The organism is Paraburkholderia sp. D15, assembly GCF_029910215.1.
Classification (GTDB): domain Bacteria; phylum Pseudomonadota; class Gammaproteobacteria; order Burkholderiales; family Burkholderiaceae; genus Paraburkholderia.
The window spans coordinates 2,932,292-2,955,967 of record NZ_CP110395.1 but is presented as its reverse complement, the minus strand read 5'-3'; the positions used below and the strand labels follow the sequence as shown (position 1 = coordinate 2,955,967).

General features: G+C 61.5%; 18 protein-coding genes. 11 read left to right on the top strand and 7 right to left on the bottom strand.

Going from position 1 to position 23,676, the window contains the following annotated elements:
• Positions 1-129 precede the first annotated feature (129 nt).
• The 3 genes from LFL96_RS12650 to LFL96_RS12640 all read left to right on the top strand — a co-directional run bounded on the left by LFL96_RS12650 (position 130) and on the right by LFL96_RS12640 (position 3,412).
• Positions 130-1,608 (top strand): PLP-dependent aminotransferase family protein, encoded by a 1,479-nt coding sequence (locus LFL96_RS12650; protein WP_280995581.1) that lies wholly within the window; start codon positions 130-132, stop codon positions 1,606-1,608.
• Between the two features lie 99 nt (positions 1,609-1,707).
• Positions 1,708-2,004 (top strand): helix-turn-helix domain-containing protein, encoded by a 297-nt coding sequence (locus tag LFL96_RS12645; RefSeq protein ID WP_280995580.1) that lies wholly within the window; start codon positions 1,708-1,710, stop codon positions 2,002-2,004.
• 238 nt (positions 2,005-2,242) lie between these two features.
• Complete coding sequence (locus LFL96_RS12640) at positions 2,243-3,412, top strand: BMP family ABC transporter substrate-binding protein (RefSeq protein ID WP_280995579.1); 1,170 nt, start codon at positions 2,243-2,245, stop codon at positions 3,410-3,412.
• A 121-nt stretch (positions 3,413-3,533) separates the two neighbouring features.
• Here LFL96_RS12640 and LFL96_RS12635 read toward each other — a convergent pair whose 3' ends face one another.
• Positions 3,534-4,163: a hypothetical protein gene (locus tag LFL96_RS12635; protein WP_280995578.1), complete on the bottom strand. Its 630-nt coding sequence runs from the start codon at positions 4,161-4,163 to the stop codon at positions 3,534-3,536.
• Positions 4,164-4,524: 361 nt separating this feature from the next.
• Between LFL96_RS12635 and LFL96_RS12630 the strand changes: the two genes are divergently transcribed.
• A complete protein-coding gene (locus tag LFL96_RS12630; protein ID WP_280995577.1) occupies positions 4,525-5,418 on the top strand; it encodes an SH3 domain-containing protein in 894 nt (297 codons plus the stop codon).
• A 289-nt stretch (positions 5,419-5,707) separates the two neighbouring features.
• Here LFL96_RS12630 and LFL96_RS12625 read toward each other — a convergent pair whose 3' ends face one another.
• Positions 5,708-6,652 (bottom strand): LysR family transcriptional regulator, encoded by a 945-nt coding sequence (locus LFL96_RS12625; protein WP_280995576.1) that lies wholly within the window; start codon positions 6,650-6,652, stop codon positions 5,708-5,710.
• A 95-nt stretch (positions 6,653-6,747) separates the two neighbouring features.
• Between LFL96_RS12625 and LFL96_RS12620 the strand changes: the two genes are divergently transcribed.
• From LFL96_RS12620 to LFL96_RS12610, 3 genes are all read left to right on the top strand, one after another.
• The gene (locus LFL96_RS12620; protein WP_280995575.1) at positions 6,748-7,314 is read left to right on the top strand and encodes a DUF4865 family protein; all 567 of its coding nucleotides are present in this window, start codon (positions 6,748-6,750) and stop codon (positions 7,312-7,314) included.
• An 89-nt stretch (positions 7,315-7,403) separates the two neighbouring features.
• The gene (locus LFL96_RS12615; RefSeq protein ID WP_280995574.1) at positions 7,404-9,740 is read left to right on the top strand and encodes an EAL domain-containing protein; all 2,337 of its coding nucleotides are present in this window, start codon (positions 7,404-7,406) and stop codon (positions 9,738-9,740) included.
• A gap of 118 nt (positions 9,741-9,858) precedes the next feature.
• On the top strand, positions 9,859-11,259 hold the full coding sequence (locus LFL96_RS12610) for an FAD-containing oxidoreductase (RefSeq protein ID WP_280995573.1): 1,401 nt from the start codon (positions 9,859-9,861) through the stop codon (positions 11,257-11,259).
• A gap of 20 nt (positions 11,260-11,279) precedes the next feature.
• Here the strand turns inward: LFL96_RS12610 and LFL96_RS12605 are convergent, their stop codons facing one another.
• From LFL96_RS12605 to LFL96_RS12595, 3 genes are all read right to left on the bottom strand, one after another.
• On the bottom strand, positions 11,280-11,474 hold the full coding sequence (locus LFL96_RS12605) for a hypothetical protein (RefSeq protein WP_280995572.1): 195 nt from the start codon (positions 11,472-11,474) through the stop codon (positions 11,280-11,282).
• 131 nt (positions 11,475-11,605) lie between these two features.
• Positions 11,606-16,531 (bottom strand): RHS repeat-associated core domain-containing protein, encoded by a 4,926-nt coding sequence (locus LFL96_RS12600; protein ID WP_280995571.1) that lies wholly within the window; start codon positions 16,529-16,531, stop codon positions 11,606-11,608.
• A gap of 234 nt (positions 16,532-16,765) precedes the next feature.
• A complete protein-coding gene (locus tag LFL96_RS12595; RefSeq protein ID WP_281000722.1) occupies positions 16,766-17,473 on the bottom strand; it encodes a winged helix-turn-helix domain-containing protein in 708 nt (235 codons plus the stop codon).
• A 1,103-nt stretch (positions 17,474-18,576) separates the two neighbouring features.
• Between LFL96_RS12595 and LFL96_RS12590 the strand changes: the two genes are divergently transcribed.
• Together LFL96_RS12590 and LFL96_RS12585 are read left to right on the top strand one after the other, a co-directional pair.
• The gene (locus LFL96_RS12590; protein WP_280995570.1) at positions 18,577-19,152 is read left to right on the top strand and encodes a TMEM175 family protein; all 576 of its coding nucleotides are present in this window, start codon (positions 18,577-18,579) and stop codon (positions 19,150-19,152) included.
• 51 nt (positions 19,153-19,203) lie between these two features.
• The gene (locus tag LFL96_RS12585) at positions 19,204-19,743 is read left to right on the top strand and encodes a metallophosphoesterase family protein (protein WP_280995569.1); all 540 of its coding nucleotides are present in this window, start codon (positions 19,204-19,206) and stop codon (positions 19,741-19,743) included.
• Between the two features lie 234 nt (positions 19,744-19,977).
• Here LFL96_RS12585 and proP read toward each other — a convergent pair whose 3' ends face one another.
• On the bottom strand, positions 19,978-21,480 hold the full coding sequence (gene proP / locus LFL96_RS12580) for a glycine betaine/L-proline transporter ProP (RefSeq protein WP_280995568.1): 1,503 nt from the start codon (positions 21,478-21,480) through the stop codon (positions 19,978-19,980).
• Between the two features lie 427 nt (positions 21,481-21,907).
• On the opposite strand from proP, the gene LFL96_RS12575 reads away from it, so the two are divergent.
• The gene (locus LFL96_RS12575; protein ID WP_280995567.1) at positions 21,908-22,069 is read left to right on the top strand and encodes a hypothetical protein; all 162 of its coding nucleotides are present in this window, start codon (positions 21,908-21,910) and stop codon (positions 22,067-22,069) included.
• 131 nt (positions 22,070-22,200) lie between these two features.
• Complete coding sequence (locus LFL96_RS12570; RefSeq protein WP_280995566.1) at positions 22,201-23,190, top strand: fimbrial protein; 990 nt, start codon at positions 22,201-22,203, stop codon at positions 23,188-23,190.
• A 105-nt stretch (positions 23,191-23,295) separates the two neighbouring features.
• On the opposite strand, the gene LFL96_RS12565 is transcribed toward LFL96_RS12570, so the two are convergent.
• Complete coding sequence (locus tag LFL96_RS12565) at positions 23,296-23,568, bottom strand: oxidative damage protection protein (RefSeq protein ID WP_007181244.1); 273 nt, start codon at positions 23,566-23,568, stop codon at positions 23,296-23,298.
• Positions 23,569-23,676 lie beyond the last annotated feature (108 nt).

Below are 23,676 nucleotides of genomic sequence, written 5' to 3'. Positions count from 1 at the left end.
ACTGGCGTGCGGGCCGTTGCCCGGCGGGCATGAGAATGGATCAGCGTGGTGTCCTCGCCGTGTCCTGCCCGTGTCTTATTCGTGTCCTTTATTGCGCCTCCCGGCGAATCCATCCTTGAGCCCACGTCCGTGAACCTGTACGAAAAGCTCGCCGCCGATATCACCGAATCCATGCGCCGTGGCGTGTTCGCGCCCGGCGAGCGGATCGCGTCAGTGCGGCAGGCGAGCCAGCAGCACGGCGTCAGCATCAAGACGGTGCTGCATGCGTACGCGCTGCTGGAAAGCCGCGGGCTGGTGGAGACGCGTCCGCAGTCCGGGTATTTCGTGCGCGACGCGGCGTCGGTGGCGGCTGCGCTGGAGGCGCCGGCTGCGGCCACGTCGTTGTCCGGCGGCGCCACGAATGCCGCCGCGCGCCTGACGCGCCCGCCCGCGCCGCAGACGACACCGGTGGCCGCCGCCGTCGACGTGAGCCGGCTCGTGCTGTCCACCTTGCGCAGCATTCGCGCGCACGACGCGGTGCCGTTCGGCTCGCCGTATCCCGATCCGTCGCTGTTCCCGTGGCGGCGCATCAACCAGTACGCCAACGCGATCGCGCGCCGTCAGGCGAGCTGGAATCTGATCGACGATTTGCCGCCCGGCAATCCCGAACTGATCCGTCAGATCGCGCGGCGCTATGCCGAGAACGGCGTGCCGGTCGATCCGGACGAGATCGTCATCACGCTCGGCGCGACCGAGGCGATCAACCTCAGCCTGCAGGCGGTCGCCAAACCCGGCGACACGGTGGCCGTCGAATCGCCGACCTACTACGCGATGCTGCACGCGATCGAGCGTCTGGGCATGCGGGCGATCGAGGTCGCGACGCATCCCGAGCACGGCATCGACATCGAGGCACTGGCGCGCGCGATCGGCGAACAGAAGATCGCCGCCTGCATGGTGATGCCGAATTTCCAGAACCCGCTCGGTTTCCAGATGCCCGACGCGCGCAAACGCCAGCTCGTCGAACTGCTCGGCGCGCACGAGATTCCGGTGATCGAGAACGACGTCTACCAGGAGCTGTATTTCGGCGATGCGCGGCCGTCGACGCTGAAGAGCTTCGACAGCAAGGGGCTGGTGCTGCATTGCGCGTCGTTCTCGAAGAGTCTGACCGCGTCGTACCGGATCGGCTGGGCGTTGCCGGGGCGCTATCGCGCGCAGGTCGAGAAGCTGAAGTTCCTGAATACGCTGACCACGCCCTCTGTGCCGCAGGTCGCCGTCGCCGATTATCTGCGGCACGACGGCTACGACCGGCATCTGCGGCATGTGCGCAAGGTGTACCGGCAGCAGGCGCGCATCATGACGGCGATGGTGCAGCGGTTCTTTCCCGACGGCACGCGCATGTCGTCGCCACAGGGCGGGTATGTGCTATGGGTGGAGTTGCCGGCGCACGTCGATTCGATGCGGCTCTATCAGGCGGCGCTCGCACGCGGCATCACCGTGGGGCCGGGGATGATGTTTTCGACGCGTCACGACTTTCGTCATTTCATCCGGCTGAATTACAGCTATCCATGGACCGCGCAGACCGAGGCGGCATTGAAGGTGTTGGGCGAGCTGGTCGCGGGGATGGTGTGACGTGCCGCGCGTGGGGTGAAGGCGGCGCATAGGCGGTATGGCAGGCGATCAACGAAAGGCAGTCAGCGATAGTGGACGTGGCCAGGGAGGCAACAAAAAATGGAAGACGACGAAATCGACCCGGCGCTCGTCGCCGTACTCTCGCAACTCTGGCGCGCGCATCGCGAAAGCCCCGGCGGCGCGTGGTCGCTCGCCAAGCTGTCGAAGCAGGCCGGCATGCCGATGAGCGCGCTGCGCCGGCAACTCACCGCGCTGACGGACGGCGGTCTCGTGCATACCACCTTCAGCGAGGCGGGTACCGGCACCGCCCGCCTGAGCGAGATCGGCGAGAGTCTGTGCGCCGATCTGTTCGGCGACGCCGGGCCGCCTGAAGACGATCTCGCGATGCCGCGTTGATGAGCTGCATATTGCGCGTTGAAGCAGCCGTTGCCGTACCGCCTGGCCGATGCACCCGTCCGATTTCATCGAACAGGTTGGCGACACACCAAAATTAGAAAAACGATGCAGACGGAATAAAAATTATTTTTTTGCGCTGAAATTGACCGACGAATATGGCCGCCTATGCTGAAGCCCAGCCGCGTACGCCCGGCGTCGCGGCTCGGACCGCAAGCACCTTCATCCCCTCGGAGAACCCATGACAACAAAGTCGGCGCGAGCACTGCATCGTTCATTGCGTATCAAGACTCTGCGCGCCGTGGCAGCGGCGATGCTCTCCACCACGCTCGGCGCGGCGGCGGCATTCGGCACACTGGGCGCGCTCTGCGCGTTCCCGGGTACGGCGGCGCAGGCGGCCACCACGCAGCCGATCGGCGTCGCCTTCGTGTACCTCGGCAATCCTGGCGATGCGGGATGGACCTACGCGCATGAACAGGGCGTGAAGGAAGTCGAGGCGAAGTTCGGCGACAGGATCAAGGTGACGCGCGTCGAGAACGTGCCGGAGTCGGCGGATTCGGAACGGGTGTTTCGCGATCTGGCGTCGAAGGGCAACAAGATCGTGGTGGGGTCGAGCTTCGGTTTCCAGGACTTCGAACTGAAGGTCGCGAAGGACTTTCCGGATGCCGTGTTCGAACACGCGACCGGCTACAAGAAGGCCGCCAACTTCGCCACCTATGACGTGCGCACGTATCAGAGCGCGTACCTTGCCGGGCTCGTCGCCGGGTACACGACGAAGTCGAACACGCTCGGCTTCGTCGGCTCGGTGCCGGTGCCCGAGGTGGTGCGCAACATCAACGCCTTCACGATGGGCGCGCGCTCGGTCAACCCGAAGGTTCGCGTGAAGGTGGTGTGGATCAACAGCTGGTTCGATCCGGGCCGCGAGAAGCAGGCCGCCGAAACGTTGATCGGGCAGGGCGCCGACGTGCTGATCCAGAACACCGATTCGACCGCGACCATGCAGACCGCCGAACAGAAGAAGGTGCATGCGTTCGGCTGGGATTCGGACATGAAGAAGTTCGGGCCGAACGCGCAGCTCGGCGCGTGCGTGAGCAACTGGGGCGTGTACTACACGCATCTGGTCGATCAGGTGATGTCGGGCACGTGGAATAACACGCCGGTCTGGTGGGGGCTGAAGGAGAAGGCGATCGACCTCGCCGACATCAATACCGGCGCGGTGTCGCCCGCCGCGCAGAAGGCCTTGAACCAGAAGCGCGACGACATCGTCGCGGGACGCTTCAATCCGTTCGCCGGACCAATCGTCGATCAATCCGGCGCGGTCAAGGTCGCGGCGGGGAAGGCGTTGAGCGATCCCGAACTGCTGCGCCTGAACTGGTTCGTGCAGGGCGTGGATGGGACGTTGCCGAAGTAAGGGGCGTCGCAGTCTGTTTTTTTGTAGGGGCACCACGCCGAGGGCACTGGCCGCACTGTTCGCGCGGCCGGTGTCGCGCCTTTTTATACGCCGTGTCGCCACGCTCAGGCGGCGACGCGGTTCACGGTGCGGCGTTCGCCGCGACCTCCGCCGCGGCGGCCGGCAACGTCGCGATGCCGCAAAACCAGTCGCCGTTGTGCGCGGTGTAGTGCCACGGGTTGCTGCCTTTGATCACGGTGGCGCATTGCTCGCTGATTGCGATGCCAAGGTTCGAGGCCGTGCATTCGAGCGGCGTTGTGGCGGCGCTCAGTGCGTGTGCCGATCGTGGCCTGGCTGGCTTGTCCCTGGTGATCGGCACGGGTGCTTTCGCCGCTTCCGTGTCCAGTTCCACGCCCGCCGTGTTCGCGACTTCCGCTGCGCCTTCGCTCGCGCGTCGCAGTTCCTCGATGCGCGTCGCGTACCACGTCTGAAGACACGCGGCGTCGCGGCAATTCGCTTCCCGCCATGCCCACTTGCTGTCGCTATCGACGATGAACGCCCGCCGGTTCACCGCCCGCCGCCGCGCTTTCCAGTACAGTTGACCCAGCGTGTCGTCGAGCGCGGAGAGCGCGGGATCGTGGCAAATCATCTGCTCGGTCGATGAGCGTCCCTTGCCGCAATCGAAACTGGCCGCGCGGGCGTTCACGGACGCGCTGGCAAGCCATAGCGTGACGACCAGCGAAGGAATCAGGCACGGGCGAAGGTGGTTCATGGCGCTCCCGGGAAGGCATCGGTTTTTCGTGCCTCGGATGATCGGTCCAGTCGCGGCGATCCGGACGCCGGAACAACGCGTGAGTTCGGCAGGGTGGTTACGAAATCTTGCGGTGCGGGAAGGGACGACGCATGAATGGCCGGGGGCGGTGACGGAACGCTTTCAGGCATGCGGCGTGCAACCGGGGTGAATGACGCGTGAGTGCTGCGCGGTATCGTCGGCGTCGCCGGCATCGCCAGTGGCACCGGGTGCCGCTGAGTGTCGCTGTACATTGCCGCGAATTGCCGGTGTCACGCGTGCCGCGTCCGGCGCCCGGTCCCTTGGAAGACGTAAAACAGGCGGGAAGCAGAGGAGAAAGAGAATGAAACAACCCCTCGTTCGATGTCTTCATCGATGCATGTTCGCGGCGGCTGGACTGCTGGCCGTGCCCATCGCGGCGAACGCGCAGTCGCAGGCCTACACGAGCAGCACGGTCAATGTGCGCGCCGGTCCGGCGTCGGACTACCCGATCGTCACCCAGTTGCCCGGCGGCGTACCGCTGACGGTGATGGGCTGTCTGAGCAACTATCAATGGTGCGACGTCGCCGCGCCGAATCTGCGCGGCTGGGTCTACGCGGGACGCCTCACCTATCCGTATCAAGGCAGCAACGTGCCGGTGATGAATTACGGCGTGGCGATCGGCTTGCCGATCGTGACGTTTTCGATCGGCTCGTATTGGGGCAACTACTATCGCGGCCGCCCGTGGTATGGGCAGCAGTCGCGTTGGGCGCATCATCCGCCGCCTCCGCCGCCGAGACCGGGGGCGGGCAGGCCGCCGCCGGGGCGTCCAGGTGGTCCGCCGCCGGGAGCGGGAGGAGGCAGGCCGGGTGGTCCGCCGCCGGGAGCGGGGGGAGGCAGGCCGGGTGGTCCGCCGCCGGGAGCGGGGGGAGGCAGGCCGGGTGGTCCGCCGCCGGGAGCGGGGGGAGGTAGGCCGGGTGGTCCGCCGCCGGGAGCGGGGGGAGGCAGGCCGGGTGGTCCGCCGCCGGGCGCGGGCGGTGGTAGGCCGGGCGGTCCGCCGCCGGGAGCGGGGGGAGGCAGGCCGGGTGGTCCGCCGCCGGGAGCGGATGGTGGTCGACCAGGTGGGCCGCCACCGGGAGCCGGAGGCGGTCGTCCGGGCGGACCTCCGCAAGGTGGCGGAGGCCGGCCGCCAAATGGCGGCGGTGGTGGAGGTGGCGGTGGCGGCGACCGTGGCCGTCCGCCTGATCAACGCAACTGATCGAAAGCGATATCACGGATCAGACTTGCGCTTCCCGACACCACGCTCGACTTAACCAGTCGGCACTCACCTTGACCTGACCAGAAACGTCGAATGGCCCGCACACAGCGGGCCATTCTTTTTCATCCGCCGTCGGTGGCCGGTTTGTCGAACCCGTCGTAAGCGGATGCGAACCTGATGGCCGCGATGCGCTTTCTGACGAGGCGAATCCGAACGCCCAGATCCATCGTTCTGCGTTGGTCAAGGTCGATCGAGCGCAGATCCGACGCGCGGAAGACCAACACCCCCTTCAATATGCCGAACTCATAAACGCCGAACTCACGGCCCGCAAGGTCTCCCGCGAACGTGGATCGCTCAATCGCGTCAACAGCACGACCTGCGCGATCGGCAACACCGGCAAGCCCAGCCGCTCGCCGACTTCCACCGCGCCCGGCGGCGCCACCCGATGCGCGAGCGCGGCCACCGCCAGCCCCGCGCTGACCGCCGCGCCGACCGCCATCACGCCGCCGCCCACGAACACCTCGGTCCACGCGATTCCCGCCGCATCGAGCGCCTCGGTGGCGATCGCGCGGATGCCACACGGCGCGGCCAGCGTCGCGAGCCGCAGCGGCTGCCCCTCGCGATGCTGCCAGCCCGGCGCCGCGAACCAGCCTAGCCGCTCCTCGGCGAGCAACTGGCCGTCGTCCCGATCGTAGCGATCCCGCATTTCGCGTTTCGAGCGGCCCGCGCGTTCGTCGCGTCCAGCAAGCCCCTCACGTCCTTCCCGCCGGCCGCCCTCGCGACGCCCGATCGCCGCGTCCACCTCGCCGCGCTCGAACCACGCCAGCACGTCGCGCGACGCGCCGATCCGCACTTCGATGACCAGCAACGGATCGTAAGCGGCGAGCCGCGCCAGCAAGGCGGGCAGATTCGGCCCCGCCACGTGATCGCTGATGGCGAGTTTGAGACGGCGCTCGGGCGCGTCGGCGGCGCCGGCCAGCGCCTGCTCGTGGGCCAGCAGCAACTGCCGGGCGGCGCCGATGAAACTGTCGCCGCGTGCCGACAGCCGCACCACGCGCGGCGTCCGCTCCAGCAGACGGTATCCCAGCCGCTCTTCGAGCCGCTTGAGCTTGAGGCTGATCGCGGCCTGCGACGTATCCATGATCTCGGCGGCGCGCGTGAAACTGCCGAGATCGGCGACCAGCACGAACGCCTGGATCGAATCGAGATCGAGTGGACGGGGCAGGGTAGACATATCAAAAATTTATCGTAGATATATTCGGTCATATGTTGCTCTAATGACTGGGCGGGCGCAAGCTGATCGCCAGTTCTTCTCATCAGGAGTCAGCGATGTTTGCCAAACAGTATTCGCACCGTTTGCCGTCGAGCTATGACATGGGCATCATCCGCGAGCGCGCGACGCGCCGCGGCCCGCTTTGGGATGCCACCGAGGGCTTGGGTTTCAAGGCGTTCGTCGTCCGTGAACGCGGCCGTTTCGGCGCGACCGCGAACGTCTATTCCGCCGTGTATCTGTGGCTCGACGCGGAGCAGACCGCCGACTTCTTCATGGGCGCGCGCTTCCAGAACGTGATCGACGACTTCGGCCGTCCGGAAGTCGAAACCTGGTTGCCGCTCGACGCGCGCAAGGGTCCGGCGCAACAGGCGCTGTCGTTGCACCGCGAGGAGCAGCCGATCGGCGAGCACGACGACCGCGCGCGTCTGCGCGCCGAACACGCGGCCGGGAACCGCCGCATCGCCGAGCGCGACGACACGGTGGCGGTGGTCTCCGCGCTCGACGTCGCGAACTGGCGGCTGATCCGGCTGACGCTGTCGTCGGCGGCGCCGGTCGAGTCGGCGGGGCGCACGGTTTATGAGGTTTTGCACCTCGCGCGACCGGGTATTGCGCGTTTGAAGTAAAGCATCTGCATTAAATCGCGCCCGATTCGCGTAAACCCCGGTGTACCGCGTACACTAAGCTGCCGATGTTGGGATGGGGGGGCGCACATATGACTTGTGAAGCGACATCCGTTAGCGCAACGGGAGCAACGCCTGAGAACACGCGCGCCCGGCCGGATCTGGCCGAGGAGATGCTGGCGTGCGAGCGCAGCGTATTGCGGCTGATCGCCTGCAATACGCCGCTGCCGGCTTTGCTCGACGAAGTCTGCCGCCGCGCCGAAGCGCTGATCGGCGGCGGCGCGACCTGTTCGATCCTGCTGCTCGACGCCGACGGTCTGCACATCCGGGTCGGCGGCGCGCCCTCATTGCCGGCGCACTACAACGCCGCGATCGACGGCGCCGAAATCGGCCCGCACAACGGCTCGTGCGGCACGGCCATGTTCGAGCGCCAGCTCGTCGCCGTCGAAGACATCGAAACCGATCCACTGTGGGATGAATTCCGCCACCTCGCGTTGCCGCTCGGGCTGCGCGCCTGCTGGTCGGTGCCGTTCGAGAACGACGCCGGCGTGGTGCTCGGCGCATTCGCCGTCTATCACCGCGCGCCGCGCCGGCCCACCGTCGAGGAAGAAACCCTGCTGCGCGACATCAGCCGCAGCGTCGGTCTGGCCGTTCACCAGGACGCGATGATGCAGCGCCTCGAACACAGCGAGGAGCATCACCGGCTGGTGGTCGATCATCTGATCGAAGGTATCGTCGTGCAGTCGCGCGAGGGCATCGTGCTCGCCTGCAATCCGAGCGCGCAGCGTCTGCTGCATACCACCGCGCGCGTGATCGGCCGCAGCATCCATACGGTGATGAAGCGCGCTTTTCACGAGGACGGTTCCATCATCGCGCAGGCCGACCTGCCGACTGTTCAAGTGCTCGCGACCTGCCGCCCGAAGCTCGGCGTGACGATCGGCGTGGAACTCGTGAACGGCGACGTGGTGTGGATCACCGAAAACGTCGTGCCGATCGTCAAGCCCGGCGAAACCGAACCGGGCTCCGTTCTGATCTCGTTCACCGACATCGGACCGGTGCGCGAGGCGCAACGCCAGCTCAAGTTTCTCGCCACCCGCGATTCGCTCACCGGTCTCTACAACCGCGCGTATCTGACCGAGCGCATGCGCGATCTGTTCAAGCCGGGTTCGTCGCCGGGCATGCCGGAACTGGCGAGCGTCGCGGTGCTGTTCGTCGATCTGGACAGCTTCAAGAAGGTCAACGACACCGCCGGGCACGAAGCCGGCGACGCGTTGCTATGCAGCGTCGCCGAACGTCTGTCGGCATGCATTGGACGCGACGACACGCTCGCGCGCGTGGGCGGCGACGAGTTCGTGATCGTCGTCAGTTCGTACGACAACACCGCGTATCTGATCGGCCTCGCGCATCGCATTCTCGACATGATCGCGCTGCCGTTCGCGGTGGCGGATACCGAGTACTACCTGGGCGCGTCGATCGGCATCAGTCTGTTCCCCGAAGATGGCCAGGACGTCGCCACGCTGATGCGCAACGCCGACTCGGCGATGTATCACGCGAAGCAGCGCGGGCGCAACAACTTCCAGTTCTTCACCGCCGAGCTGAACCAGCATCTGCAACGCCGCTTCACGATCGAGCAGGCGTTGCGTCGCGCGCTGGCCGCTGACGAACTGAGCCTCGTGTATCAGCCGATCGTCGATAGCCGGGACGGCCGCACGATCGGCGCCGAAGCGCTGCTGCGCTGGTACAACGGCGAACTCGGCAACGTGTCGCCGGCCGAATTCATTCCGGTCGCGGAAGACTCCGGGCTGATCGCCGAGATCGGCGAGTGGGTGCTCGCGCGCGCATGCGAACAGGCCGCGATGTGGCGCGACACGCTGGCGCCGGAACTGATCGTCGCGGTGAATCTGTCGCCGCGTCAGTTCAACGACGGTTTGCTGGAACGGATCGAACGCTGCCTGTCGCGTTCGGGACTGGAGCCGTCCGCGCTTGAGCTGGAGATCACCGAACGGCTGCTGATGCACGACAGCGACTCCGTGCTGCCGATCCTGAGCGCATTGAACGCGATGGGCGTGCGCATTTCCGTCGACGACTTCGGCACCGGGTATTCGTCGCTGTCGTATCTGAAACGCTTTCCGCTGCATAACCTGAAGATCGACCGCTCGTTTGTCGCGGGCTTGCCCGATCATCGCGACTCGATTGCGATCACGCAGGCGGTGGTGGCGATGGCGCATTCGCTTGGCATGAACGTGACCGCCGAGGGCGTCGAGACCGTCGAGCAGGCGGCGTTTCTGCGAGCGATCCATTGCGACAAGCAGCAGGGGTATCTGTACAGCCGTCCGGTGGGGGCGAGCGCGTATGCGCGCGGCCTGCGCGACGCGCGGCAGGCCGTTCAGGTGGTGGCGGTGCCCGATACCGTGCCCGACGCGCGCTGAGCGCGACGTCGAGTGACGACGGTTGATCAGGCGCGCTGAGCGCGCGTTCGATCCGGCGCGAGCCGGCCGCCGCGGCGTAAGATGCTTCGACCTGCACACCAGCATCGGGAGCGTTGCCATGACACAGCACTCCGACGCCGTCGTGATCGGCACGGGCCAGGGCGGCGCGCCGCTCGCCGTGCGTCTCGGCAAGAGCGGCCGCAAAACCGCGGTGATCGAGCGAGGGGCGTTCGGCGGGACGTGCGTGAACGTCGGCTGCACGCCGACCAAGTCGTATGTGGCGAGCGCACGCGCGGCGCACGTGGCGCGTCATGCGGCGGAACTCGGCGTGCAGGTGAGCGGCGCGGTCAGCGTCGATCTCGCGGCCGTCAAGGCGCGCAAGGACCGGATCATCGGCCAGTCGCGCGACGGCGTCGAGAAGTGGCTGCGCGGCGCGGACAACGTCACCGTGTTCACCGGCCACGCGCGCTTCACGGGCGCGCACACGCTATCCATCAGCGGGGCGGACGGCGCCCTGCTCGACGAACTCCGCGCCGATGAAATCTTCATCAACACGGGCACGCGCGCGGTCGTGCCGCCGCTCGAAGGCCTCGAACGGATTCGCTATTACACCAACTCGAACCTGCTCGAACTGACGGCATTGCCGCGACATCTGGCGATTGTCGGCGGCAGCTATATCGCGCTTGAATTCGCGCAGATCTTCAGACGCTTCGGCAGCGAAGTGACCGTGCTGGTGCGCGGCGAACGCGTGCTGACGCGCGAGGACGCCGATCTCGCGGAGTCCGTGCAGAAGGTGCTGACCCGCGAAGGCGTGGTGTTCCGTTTTGGCGTGCAGCCGGTGCGGGTCGAGCCGCATCCGCATCGCGAGCATGAGGTGTGTATCGGCTTCGAGCAGAACGTGCCCGCGCTGGAGGCGTCGCATCTGCTGTTCGCGACCGGCCGCGAGCCGAATACCGACGATCTCGGGCTCGACCTGGCCGGCATCGTGACGGACCGGCACGGCACGATTCCCGTGGACGGTCAGTTGCGCACCAACGTGCCGGGCGTCTGGGCGATCGGCGACGTCAACGGACGCGGCGCGTTCACGCATACGTCGTATGACGATTTTCAGATCGTCGCGGCGAATCTGCTGGACGGTGGGTCGCGCAGCGTCGACACGCGAATCATGGCGTATGCGGTGTTCGTCGATCCGCCGCTGGCGCGGGTCGGGATGTCGGAGGCCGAGGTGCGCAAGGACGGGCGCGCGGCGCTGTTCGCGACCCTGCCGATGTCACGTGTGGGACGCGCGCGCGAGCGCGGCGAGACCGATGGGCTGATGAAGGTGATGGTGGATGCGCAGAGCAAACGGATTCTCGGCGCGGCGATTCATGGGATAGAAGGGGATGAGGCGATTCACACGTTTATCGACATCATGACGGCGGGCGCGACGTATCCGACGTTGCAGTTTGCGATGCATGTGCATCCCACGGTGGGGGAGTTGGTGCCGACGTTGCTGGATGGGTTGGAGGTGTTGCGGTGAAGTGTTGGCGTGAGGGTGGGTTAGTTCGGTTTGGCGTTCCACTCGTGCAGCCGATCGGCGAGCGTCGGCTGCGACGAGGCGGCGGGCAGCGTCACGCCGCCGCCATGCCCGCCGGTGTCGCTGACCGTGTTCGAGTTGCCTTCGATGGAGACGAAGGTGCAGCTCGTCAGGAGGACGAGCCAGAGGGGGGCGGTGTGCCGGAGGCGGGTAAGCATGATGGGCTGGCTCGGAAGAGAAAGGAGGACGCCGCGTGTCGCTGTCGGTTTGGCCCGATACTATTTCGATCACGGATTCGAGCGTCGCTGTGAAAAATGCTCTCGAAAAAAACGCAAAATATCGTTGTAACTCAAATATAGGATTCGCGAGAATTTGCATAGTAGCCGGTTAATTGTACGGGTGATTTATTATCGTGATAAATCGTGTTCGTCGAGTGCGCCCCGGATTCTTTCGGCATGCCGTTGTGAGTCGCGTAAGCATTAATTTGCTGGATATCATTCGCGCGCTTAAGTGTTTCTTTATCGCTTAACGCTTCTTGGCTTGCTCCTTTAATTGCGTTTTTTTCTGCGTTTTCAAATGTCCGTTCTAACAGATTATTGTGGCCAAACGGCGAGATTGTTTCGACCGTATCCCGGTATTCTTGAACGGATGTTTGAGCTGTTTTCCAGACTGCCGATTTCAGGTGGCTTGCAGCGAGTCTGGTTTGTTTACACACTTCCTCGCGGAGCGTACGAGCTTTTCGCAGGCGATATTCATTCTGGCGTCCTAGTCCTCGCTTGATTATCTCAAATCCATTTTCGATGCCAGAATCCGTGGCATCTCCGGCAAATTCGGTGGCAACTTTCACGCCAAACGTGTCGAGTGGATCAAAATTATCCAGTACGGTCTGAGGAATCTCGGTAAAAGGGCTTTCATCCACAGCGATTATTTTAGCTTCCACGCCTGTCGCGACATCTTCGCTCATGACACCTGCATCTGCGGCTTCACTTATCACGTGCGTTACAGTGCGCATCACGATTCTTCTTACGAGTCTGAAAATTCCGTGTCCCGAAGGGTCAATCCTGTTGACAGGATCGCCGGCACAATAAATATACCCATTGCCGCCGCCGATGTTGAACGGACTTGAACTGTCCCAGCTCGCGAATCTTCCTAGTACGGCGTTATAGCCGCGATACCCGTTACCAAGCAAGTAATAGCCAGACGCACGCGTCCGCCTTGCGCCGGTATAGCTTGCCGGAACAGTGTTCAGCGTTTCGCCGGTCACGGCACAATAGCCGTGCGGCGAATAAACCAGGCTGGTTTCCTCGCCGCCTTCATAGGCCTTGACGATCGATCCCTGTTGATCGCTGCCCAGAAGCTGCTGGCTGTCCTGCGCCGAGAAACCCGACAGCAAACGTGCCTGAGACTCCAGCCAGGTTGCGCTGGCCGCTCCTTGGACTTCGTTGACCACTTGAGAGCCGGCGTAGTACAACAGCGTTGCATCAGTTTCGTCTTCACATTTCTCGCCGACCAGCAAGCCGCTCGCGTCGTACCACAATTGCGCGGCGCCCGTGCCTGCGGATGCCGATAGACCGAGCAATTGTCCGCGCGCATTAAAGCTTAATTGCCGACCTCGATCGTCGGTGACCATATTGCCATCGGCATCGTATTGCAGCGTCACGTTCCATTCGCTAACACTGTCATTCGAAATCTGCGTGAGTTGTGTCGGCTCCGCACTCGAGTAACTGAGTGTGGCTGTATTCGTAATCGTTAGTTGCTGGTCGTTCAGCAAAGTCGACTTGACTGACGATACATTGCCGCAGACATCGAATTCGAAGTGTTGCGCGGTCAACTTGTAGCCGTCGGGCAGATCAGGTAATTCCGGCCCCGTACAGCCATAGTCGGTCAAGCGATTCACAGAATCGTACGTGTAGGTTTCGGCGCGTACCAAGGTTCCGTCGCGTGTCCAGTTCCGGCTGATGACACGGTCGTTCAGGTCGTAACCCAGAACCTGCTGCTGTACGCTGTTACCCGGCAGAGTCAGCGTTCGGGTCGTTTCGCGACCTTGAGTATCGAAGGCGAGGGCGCACGTCAGCGTGTTGCCGTCCGCATCGCTGGTTTGCGTCGACGTGACCCGTCCGGAGTTGTCGCAGTGGTAGATAGCGGAAAGCTGGTCGTTGACGTGATGCTCGCTCTTGAACCCTTCGGGCGAATATTTGATCGTATGCGAGTTGCCGACTGCATCTGTCCACGACGTAATCGAACCGCCGAGGGAATAACTGTACGTGGCACAACCCGTCGCCTTGCTGGAAGCAAGCGTACTGTCGTATTGGTTCGTCTTGACTCTGCCTGACGGGTAGTAGGTAACCGTCCGCCGCACTTCGTCTCCATCAGGCGCGAGTGCACTGGAAGTCAGTAATGCGCCGCTCACGGGATCATAGGTATAGGTCAACCCGGCTTCATCCGACGTAGACGGCGGCGGCGCGGCGAGACTGCTTTCGAGCGTCGCGTACCCAAGTTCAGGCTGACGCGTGAAAAGTAAGGTGTTCTGTGCGGGTGTGGTGATCGAATCGGGCACCGGCGCGTTGCCGGTATATTCAGACAGAAATTTTCGTTGCCCAATCTGTACCGTCGTGACTCGATCAAGCCCGTCGAACTCCTGCTCGCCAGCCACGATGCCCGTGGTGTCGCTTTCGTCGGCGAACCAGGTGAACGACGTGGGCAAATCCTGATCGGAGTGGGGAGCGTAGGTCAACGCTTCCCGGCTGCCGTCCGGATGTGTCGTTTGTACGCTTCGATCGAAGAAGTCGTAGCTGGTTTGCGTGACATTCCTGAGCGCGTCGGTGCTGCTGATCGTCCGCCCGGCGCCGTCGCCAACCGAGCTGGTCGTTGCGTACGGCGTGGTGCCGTCCGCCTCGAATTGAGTCTGAGTCTTCGGATTGTTGAACGGGTCGTATTCGACGAGAGACTGCTGCTGCGGGACGTCGTCGATGACGACCGTTCTTGACCGCGTTTGAGCGATCGGATCGCTTTGTCCGATTACCGTGTAACCGCCGTTGACCTGCGTCGATTCTACTTCACCCCATGAATCGTACGAGTAGGTGGTGGTGACGGAAACCGACGGCGCGTCGGCGGTATCTCCCGCGACGTAGTCGTATCCGGATTCGGACGCTTTGCGGGACAGGGCGTCATAGAGACATTCGGCCGTCACGTAATACTGCGGTGTGCCGGTACTCAGTATGTTGTCGATGTCGAGCGTCTCGGTTTTGACCAGTTTGCCGTGTCCATCGACTGATTGCCTGGTTTTCGACCCGTTTGCCTTGGTGATGATTTTTTGCGTGGGCGTGTTGTCGCCGGCGTTGATGTACTCGTACTGATTGCTCGCTTCGTACTGTGTGCCGGGACAGACCGTGCGGGAGGTGATGCGGCGCAGACCATCGTACGAGTAGGCGGTCTTGAGGGCGACGTTTGCCGATGTGACGTCTTCCGTCGAGTAAAGCAAACCCGACAGATAGGATTTCGTTCTCGCCGAACTGTCGATTGTTCCGTCAAAGCCTTTGGTCGCGTGGGTGGACGTTACCTGGCAGAGGGCTGTGTCCTGTGTATAGGTGAGTTGATGGGTTGTATCGTAAGTTGTCGAGCCGGACTCTGGAGACAGGAAGGTGTCGGTGATCTGTTTCTTGCGGCCCGCGGTGAATAACTGGGTGGTGTCGTCGTAATACTCGAGGCTGCGGCGGTGATAGATATTTCCGTCATCGTCGGCCTCCGTTCGGGTCGTGACCGCGACGTAGTATCCGTCGGCGCTATCGACACGCGGGTGCTGGTCGTATGTGTACGTGCGATGGCGAATAGGCGCGGCCGCAAGATCCGGGACCGGATAGACGATCTTTTCCTTAAGATAGATTGAGAATTGATTGGGGTCGGGGGGGCACAGGCCGGTTTCGCCGTCAGCCGGGTAGTACTCGAAGGTGGTGACGATCCCCGTTGCCGAGGTCTTCTTCAGCAAATTGCCGCTCGTTTCATCCCACTCGAACTGGATCACTTCCTCCCGCGACTTTCCGTCCGCTTCGTACAAGGTTTTTTTTTGCTTGGGAAACATGTAGATGGGCGACTGATTCGTGATCGGATCGGCCTCGCTCACATAATATTCGGCGGTTTCCGTCTTCAAATGCGCGCCATTGTCCTGAGTCGTGACAAGTTTCACTTGTGAGTGAAACTTGTCGTAGGTGTAGGTTTCCACGTTGGCGAGATTGCCGTCAATACGTTGCGTTAGCCTGTTCGTATAGCTGTACGCTCGCGGGTAATTCGAGAGGGTATCGACGTTACTTGCGAACATGACGTTCGTGTTGTTGCCGAAATAGTTGTTCGCCTGCGCGTCGGACTGATCGTCGGATCCGACGCCGTATTCATACGTCGTGTAACTGGCCGGCTGGCCGGCTCCCGGATCGCTTGTAAATGTCGTGACCGCATACATGGCCGGAACGGGGGCGCCGTTGGGCAGGGCAAGCGTACTCGAATATGTCGCCTGTTCAGAAAGGCCATTGGAATCGTTGTATCCGGAAATATAATTAATGGCTTCGGTGCCGGTAACGATCGATTGATATAAAAAATTAGACGTATGAAGATCGTTTGAAAAAGAGACATTATCGAGAAGGGAGCCGAGCATGCTGAGCACCACGGAATAAGTCTCGGACTCATAGTCCGGGAAGAAGGTGATCGTCGTGCTTGGTCCCGAATAGGTCATGGTGACGAGCGTCGCGCCTGTATCGTCCTTGATGGAAGTCAGGGTTGACGCGTCGTTCTGGACAAGATAATTAAAATTTAAACTGCGGCCGTGTTTGTTTGTGAGTGTTTTGATTGATGCGAACGTGGTGTTGTCATAAGTGAGAATCAGGTTTTCTCCACTTGCGTAAATGACGGAGATAGTTTGCGGATCCGGGATTGACACTTTCATGTTCTGTAGCGTGTACCCGTCCAGCGTGGGCTGTCTGCCGGCGAAGGCATTCCTCATCACGTAATTTTGTCCGTCAAGTACGATCAGCTGGCCGCTGCTCGTACTTGAATCATATTGATAACATGGAATAGTCAAACTCCATCCACAACCAAATGGAGTCGAAATCATGCCGATCGTATCGAGCGGATTGAACTGAAGATTTAAGGAAAACTTAGGTCCCAATCCATAGCTCCCGATAATCTGCCCAAGACTGATTTTCTTCGAATAGATTCCAGTTCTCGGGTCCGGTTGTCCAGCGACGCTACCCAGTTCGTTGAATGCGGAAGAGTAAATGATCGACATGATGATTTTGATGTCCGGGAAAAGTGGTCGGCTCAGCCTTTATTATCAGTTTGCCTGTTCGAAAAGACTGTTTTTGTATGATACAAAAATCGGCTTGAATGGCGTGAATTGACCGTGATGTTTTTGTCATGCGTGTGTGCGCCAGAACCGGTTCGCGCACAACGCCACCGGGGAAATCAGATCCCGGTGCGTTGAATGAGACCAGGTAAAAACACGTGAACCGTAAAAGAACGGCTAAACGGCAATGGGTCTACCGTTCGGGTCTGGCGGCATGCCCAGCTTCCCCGAGCGATCCTCGCATACATACCCCATATTTCTGACCGTGTGGATCAGCTTTGGGAACTGTCCGTTGTCAATCTTCAGGCGCAACCGTCGCACCAATACGTCGACGACATTCGTGCCGCTGGAAAAATTCATATCCCATACCTGGGAGGCAATAATCGCGCGAGGCAGAATTTCGCCCTGATGTCGCATTAGTAGCCACAGTAGCGAGAATTCTTTTGATGTCAGGAGTATCGAACGTCCTTGACGTGTTGCACTGCGGCGTTTCAGGTTCAACTGAAGATCGGCTAGCTTCAGGATCGACGCGTCGTCTCCGCAATGAAGAAGATTGCGGATTTGCTTAAGTAGTTTTGGGAATTCGAATCGGGTGCCGCGGTTGGCGTCGACGGCATCCTGTCGTCCGTCTGCATTATTTTCCTGCAAACTACCCAATAACAGTAACGGCGTGCCTTCTCCCCGATCGTCGTGGCCTGGGCCGAGCCACGCCTCGGCGCACGATAGAGCCAGGTCCAGAATGACAAGGTCATAGTCTTCGGATCCCGCCTGTATATGACTATCCGGGCCATCACGCATCCAGTCGACGACAAAGCCCGCCTCTGACAACGCCCTGGTCAGGTATTCACCCATATGATGCGTCCGCCCTACGATCAAAATACGCATAGCAGTAAAACCCTCGTCGAGAGTCACGTTCAACGGCCGCATCTGATTCCAGATGTGTTCGGGCCTGGTCCGTGACGGCTGTTATTTCGTCGCGCGGTATTGCCGGGCGACGCCTCGTATCAGCGCGATACCGGCGCGGTATCTGCGCAGTCTTGAATTGACTGGAAGTGTTCGTTATGTCAGCACGACAATGTCCTCCAGATGTGTTTGGATGGTTGAAAAATGATTTTTGACGCTTATTTTGATTAAGGTGGCGGAGTCGATCTGTAAAAACTGTGTTTGACTGTTTTTGATAGTCGATTTCAAGCTATCGATCTTGTTAATTGTGAATTTCCTCTGATGCTTCTTGCACATGGTATTCGTGTCGGAAATCTCCTTGCGGGATAAGCAATTGGCATAATTTGAGGTTGATCTGTCATGCCAGCGATCTGAAGAAAAGTTGCAAACGACGGCGCAGACGTGCTTCTCCATGGATCGCCTCCTCAAGGTCCTGTCGTATCGGTCGAACCGCTTCGGCAGATGCATTCTTATACGACCGTATTTCACAATGCAATTCGTATATTTTGGGTGTTAACCCTGTCCTGCGTTGATAATCGGTGTGAGCCCGGAAGCCTGGTTATTATTGTTGCGTCTTCAAATCGAAAACTGCGGGATGGTTATTGGGCAATAAATTAAAAAAATCCCGACTCAGCGGCTGCCTGCTTGAATTGCAACTTGATAGATTGATGTATTTTCGATGTTGTTTTTTGCCGCTGGCTGTCATCGCCGTTTGTTATGAAAATGCTAGAAAACCGCGGAACGGTACGTGTGACTTGAGAATGATATTTTTGTCATTTGTATGTTTTTTGTATGCGATATGGATTTTATGACGTGCGATACGTCCATGTAGGGTTTGCGAAATGAATAACGCCCGGTCGTTTTCCGCGCGCTGCAATCTGGATCGGCGGCTGCTTGCTGCCCAAAAGCATTACCCATTGGCCTCGACAACATCGATAGACACCCTGCTTACCGTCGTCGCGGCGCAGGGCCCTCGCATCGACAACCGTCAACCCATCTCCGATAATCCTCCAACCATCCGCCGCACTCATCACAGGAACCCACCCATGGGCAAAGGCCGCATCGAAGCCTTCAGCGATGGCGTCATCGCCATCATCATCACCATCATGGTGCTCGAGATCAAAGTACCGGAGGGCTTCGACCTCGCCGCGCTGCGTCCCGTGGTGCCGGTGTTCTGCGCGTACGTGCTGAGTTTCATCTACGTGGGCATCTACTGGAACAACCATCACCACATGTTCCACGCGGTGCAGAAGGTCAACGGCGCGGTGTTGTGGGCTAACCTCCATTTGCTGTTCTGGCTGTCGCTGCTGCCGGCCGTCACGCATTGGGTCGGCGAAAACCATCTGGCCGCCTGGCCGACCGCGCTGTATGGCGTCGTGCTGTTCATGTCGGCGATCGCGTATTTCATCCTGACCCGCGCGTTGATCCGCGAGCATGGGCGTGACTCGACGCTTGCGCGCGCGGTGGGTAGCGATTTCAAGGGCAAGGTGTCGGTGGTGATCTACCTCGCGGGTATCGCGCTGGCCTTTGTCGTGCCGTGGGGTTCGGTCGCGCTGTACACGCTGGCGGCCATATGGTGGCTGGTGCCGGACCGGCGCATCGAGCACGTGCTGGAAGCCTAGGCGCGGGCATCGATCCGCGCATCGACTCTTGCCGCCGCGCCTGGAGACCGTATGTCGTCACGCATCGCCAAACCTGCCAAACCCGGCAAACCCGCCACGCCCGCTACGCCGACGACCGCGGCGCCGCTCATCCGCCGCATCGGTCTGATCTCCGACACGCATAACCTCGTGCGTCCCGAGGCGCTACAGTATCTGGCAGGCTGCGACGCGATCATCCACGCGGGCGACATTTGCCGTCGCGAGGTGCTCGACGCCTTGACGCAGATCGCGCCTGTCACCGCCGTGCGCGGCAACAACGATACGGAGGGTTGGGTCGCGTCGCTGCCCGCGCAGGTCACGTTGACCGTTCAGCAGGTGACGATCCTCGTCGTGCACGACATTGCCGACGTGAGCGCCGATCCGCGCGGCGCGGGCATCGGCGTGGTGGTGACGGGGCACTCGCACAAGCCGTCCGTCAGCGAGCGCGATGGCGTCCTGTTCGTCAACCCCGGCAGCGCGGGCCCGCGACGCTTCAAGTTGCCCGTCAGCGCGGGCATGCTGCTGATCGATGGATCGAAGGCGAGCGCGCGCTTCGATTCGCTGCTGTCTTAGGCCGGCGTTAAAGCCGGAAGAAAGACGAAAAAAAGGGCCGACATCGCTGTCGGCCCATTCGAGGCAAATCAATTCAATCGTGATGAGCGAGTCGCTCGATGGTCGAGACTCGCGCCGCATCGGATGCGCTACGTCACGGCACGCCGCGCGTAAAACTCACGGCGTCGCCCGCGCATTGCTGCTCACGTCGGCATCGCCGCGGAAGGTCTCATCGAGCGCGTATTCTGGCGCGTATCAAGCGCGCGCCGTTGCCGCCGCCGCGTAACTTTCATCCATCTCCGCCGCTTCACGCTCGCCGCGCAGCACCGCATGCGCTTCCGCACGCGTCGCCACGCACGGGCCGGAACCGAGCAGCGGCTTGCGCGCCGTTTCGCGCAACGCAACCACCGAAGCGATACCGATCAGCGACGCGCCCATCAGGTAGTACGCGGGCATCATCAGATCGCCGGTACGGTCGACCAGCCATGCGGTCACCAGCGGCGTCGTCCCGCCGAACAGCGACACCGAAATATTGAAGCCGATGGCGAGCGCGCCATAACGGATTTTGGTCGGGAACAGCGCCGGCAGCGCGGAAGGCATCACGCCGGTAAAGCACGACAGCAGCACGCCGAGAATCATCAGGCCGCCGAACACCGGCAGCGTGGTGCCCATGCGGATCAGCAGCAGGGCAGGGATCGACAGCGCGAACAGACCCACGCAGCCGAACAGCATCACCGGCTTGCGGCCGATCGCGTCGGACAGGCGGCCGGCGGCGAGCGTCATCGGCATCATCAGCACCATCACGAGCAGCACGAGAAACAGGCCGTGCGTTTCGTCGAAATGCAGCGTGGCCGACAGATAGCTCGGCAGATACGACAGCGCCATGTAATCGGTGACGTTGAAGATCAGCACGAGGCCGACGCACAGCAGCAGCGGCTTCCATTGCTGCGCGAGCAACTGGCCGAACGACTGCTTCGGCAGCGCCTTGTCCTCTGCTTCACGCTGCTCGGCCTGCTTCTTGAACGCGGGCGTTTCCTCGAGCTTCATCCGGATATACAGACCCACCAGACCCAGCGGACCCGCGATCAGGAACGGCACGCGCCAGCCCCAGGTGAGCAGGGCGTCGTTCGAGAGCGTCGCGGTCAACACCGCCACCGTCCCCGCGCCGAGCACGTAGCCGATCAGCGTGCCGAATTCGAGGAAGCTGCCCATGAAGCCGCGGCGCTTGTCCGTCGAGAATTCGGCGATGAAAGTCGCGGCGCCGCCGTACTCGCCGCCGGTCGAGAAGCCTTGCACCAGCCGCGCGACCAGCAGCAGCACCGGCGCGAAAATCCCGATCGATGCATAGCTCGGAATCAGGCCGATCGCGAAGGTGCCGAGCGCCATCATGATCATCGTCATGGCCAGCACGCGTTGCCGTCCGATGCGATCGCCCAGCGGCCCGAACACCATGCCGCCGACCGGACGCACGAGGAACGCCGCGGCGAACGTGCCGAACGTGGCGATCAGCTGCGCGGCCGGGCTCGCCGACGGAAAGAACACCTTGCCGAGCGTCACGGCGATATAGCTGTACACGCCGAAGTCGAACCATTCCATCGCGTTGCCGAGCGCCATGGCGCCGACGGCCCGCTTGAGGAGAGATTTGTCGACGACGGTGATGTCGTCGAGAGAAAGGCGTTGTTCTTCTTTGTTGTGTCGCCAGAAGCCGTTGCTGGAAGCGGTCAAGGTGAAAACTCCAATGACTGCGACGAAACTCATGATGCGCATGAACGTTCCGCCACGGGTGCTGGGGAAGTGCAGTTTCGCGAGCAAAAGCGAAGGCAGCGCCTGCGCCGGAGCCGGCGAAGGAGCGAAGTGGACGCGAAGAAAAAACAGAACGCCCGTGCCTCGCGAGGCATCTCGCGAAAAAACACTCGTCTAGATTGTGCTTGCTGTTGCACCTGCGTGGCCGTGGATGGGGGGCAGGTGCATGAGGACGATGGGGTGGCTGAAAGCTGGCCCACACGCCGCTGGAAGGCTTGAAACGAAAAAGGCCGGTGTTTTTATTCGCCGCCCGCTGAGCGCGCCTGAACGTGCGTTCGGGCAATCAAGGGTGGTGAAACGACCGACGAGCCTTCTTGTATAAAACAGGTTCTTTTAACGTGGCGCACGCTTTGCAGCAAACAACAAACGCGCAGTACGGGCCATGTTCAAAGAACGCGAATTGACAGTGAAATGCTGTTCGAAAGATGAACATGATAGCACGATGACGGAGGATCGTGCAAGTCGCCCTATGGGCGGGGCTTTCGGCGGCGTACGTGGGCGCATCAAGCGCAATGTTTTCGGCACCGGTTTAAGAATGATCTGACAGAAATACGAGATAGGTCGACGCATGCTGTCGGATGAGCCGCGCAAGCGTTTTTGACGAGGCGAGACCACTCGCATGGCCTCGTCTTCAACCGGGGATATCCCATGTTTTTCCGAAACCTGAAAATTCTATTGCTGATCGCGATGTCGCTTGGCGCGCCGTCATATGCGTTCGCGGCGTACAACGACTGCAGTGCGCCATTGCCGATGACCGTCAATCTGCCGGCGGTCAGCGTTCCCGCGAAACTGCCCGTGGGGCAGACGATTCCGGGCGCCGTCGCGGCGTTCGACCTTCAAATCAACTGCACGGTTACGCCTAATGGTCAATGGTATATGACCGACAACTACAGCTCGGGTGTGACCTTGGTGCCGGGGTTTAGCGATGTCTATACGATCGCCGGCATGACTCCTGGTATTGGCTTTCGCATTCGCAATGCGGGAGGGGCGGTGATGGCTCCCATTTCGTATAGCGGCAAGGTCACCACCTTTGTCTTCGGAACGGCACAGAAGGGGAGCAATTCGATACGTGCCACCTTTGAGCTTGTAAAAACAGGCAACACGACGGCAGGGAGTTTTAGTTTCGCGGACTACATCCATGTGCCGGGCCAGGAATACGCGAACGGCGGAAGCGGTGACGCAAGCACGCTGAAATTTTCCTACACGCTCCTCCCCACCACCGTCGCCAGTTGTTCGCTCACCACGACGAACGTCGCCGTCACCTTGCCGACGGTGTCGACCTCGGCCTTTTCCGCGGTAGGGCAGACTGCCGGCTTGACGTCCTTTAACCTCGGCCTGCTATGCGACGACAACGCAAAACCGTCGATCAGCCTGACCGATTCCAGCATGCCGTTCAATCAGACCAACGCGCTGACGCTTGCGCCAGATTCGACCGCTAGCGGCGTCGGCGTGCAGATTCTCTATCGTATGCAACCGCTGGTAGTGGGGCCCGCCGCCTACACGTACACGGCCAGCAATACGCCGGCCGTGAACGGCGTATCGTTGGGCACGCTGTCGGGCGTTCAGACGGTGCCGTTTCAGGCGCGCTACGTGCGTCCCGACGCAACGCCCGTCAAGGCGGGACGCGTCAGCGCACTGGCCACCGTCAATCTTTACTACAACTGACGCCCAAAAATTCGCATCGCGGCGCATGAAAAAAGACCCGATCACGCAAGTGACCGGGTCTTTTCGTTGTGAATCGTAACGGGCAGAATGTTCGCCCGATCGGCCTTACGCCGACGGCGGCACGTAACCCTGCGCGGTATCCGCGCCTTCGCCAAAGAAGAACTTCTCTGTCTGCTTCATCAGATACTGACGCGCACGCGGATCAGCCATGTTCAGGCGGTTTTCGTTGATCAGCATGGTCTGCTGCTTCAACCAGGCCTGCCACGCTTCCTTCGAAATGCTTTCGTAGATCCGCTTGCCGAGTTCGCCCGGCAGCGGCGGGAAATCGAGGCCTTCGGCTTCCTTGCCGAGCTTCGCGCATTGAACCATACGAGTCATGCTGTGTTTCTCCTGTGTCGACCGGCGCTCGCGTGTTGCGCTTCGTCCGGTTGCTGTATCGATGTGGGGCAGTATTTAGTGTGAGTGACGCTTGAGCGGCGCGTGAAT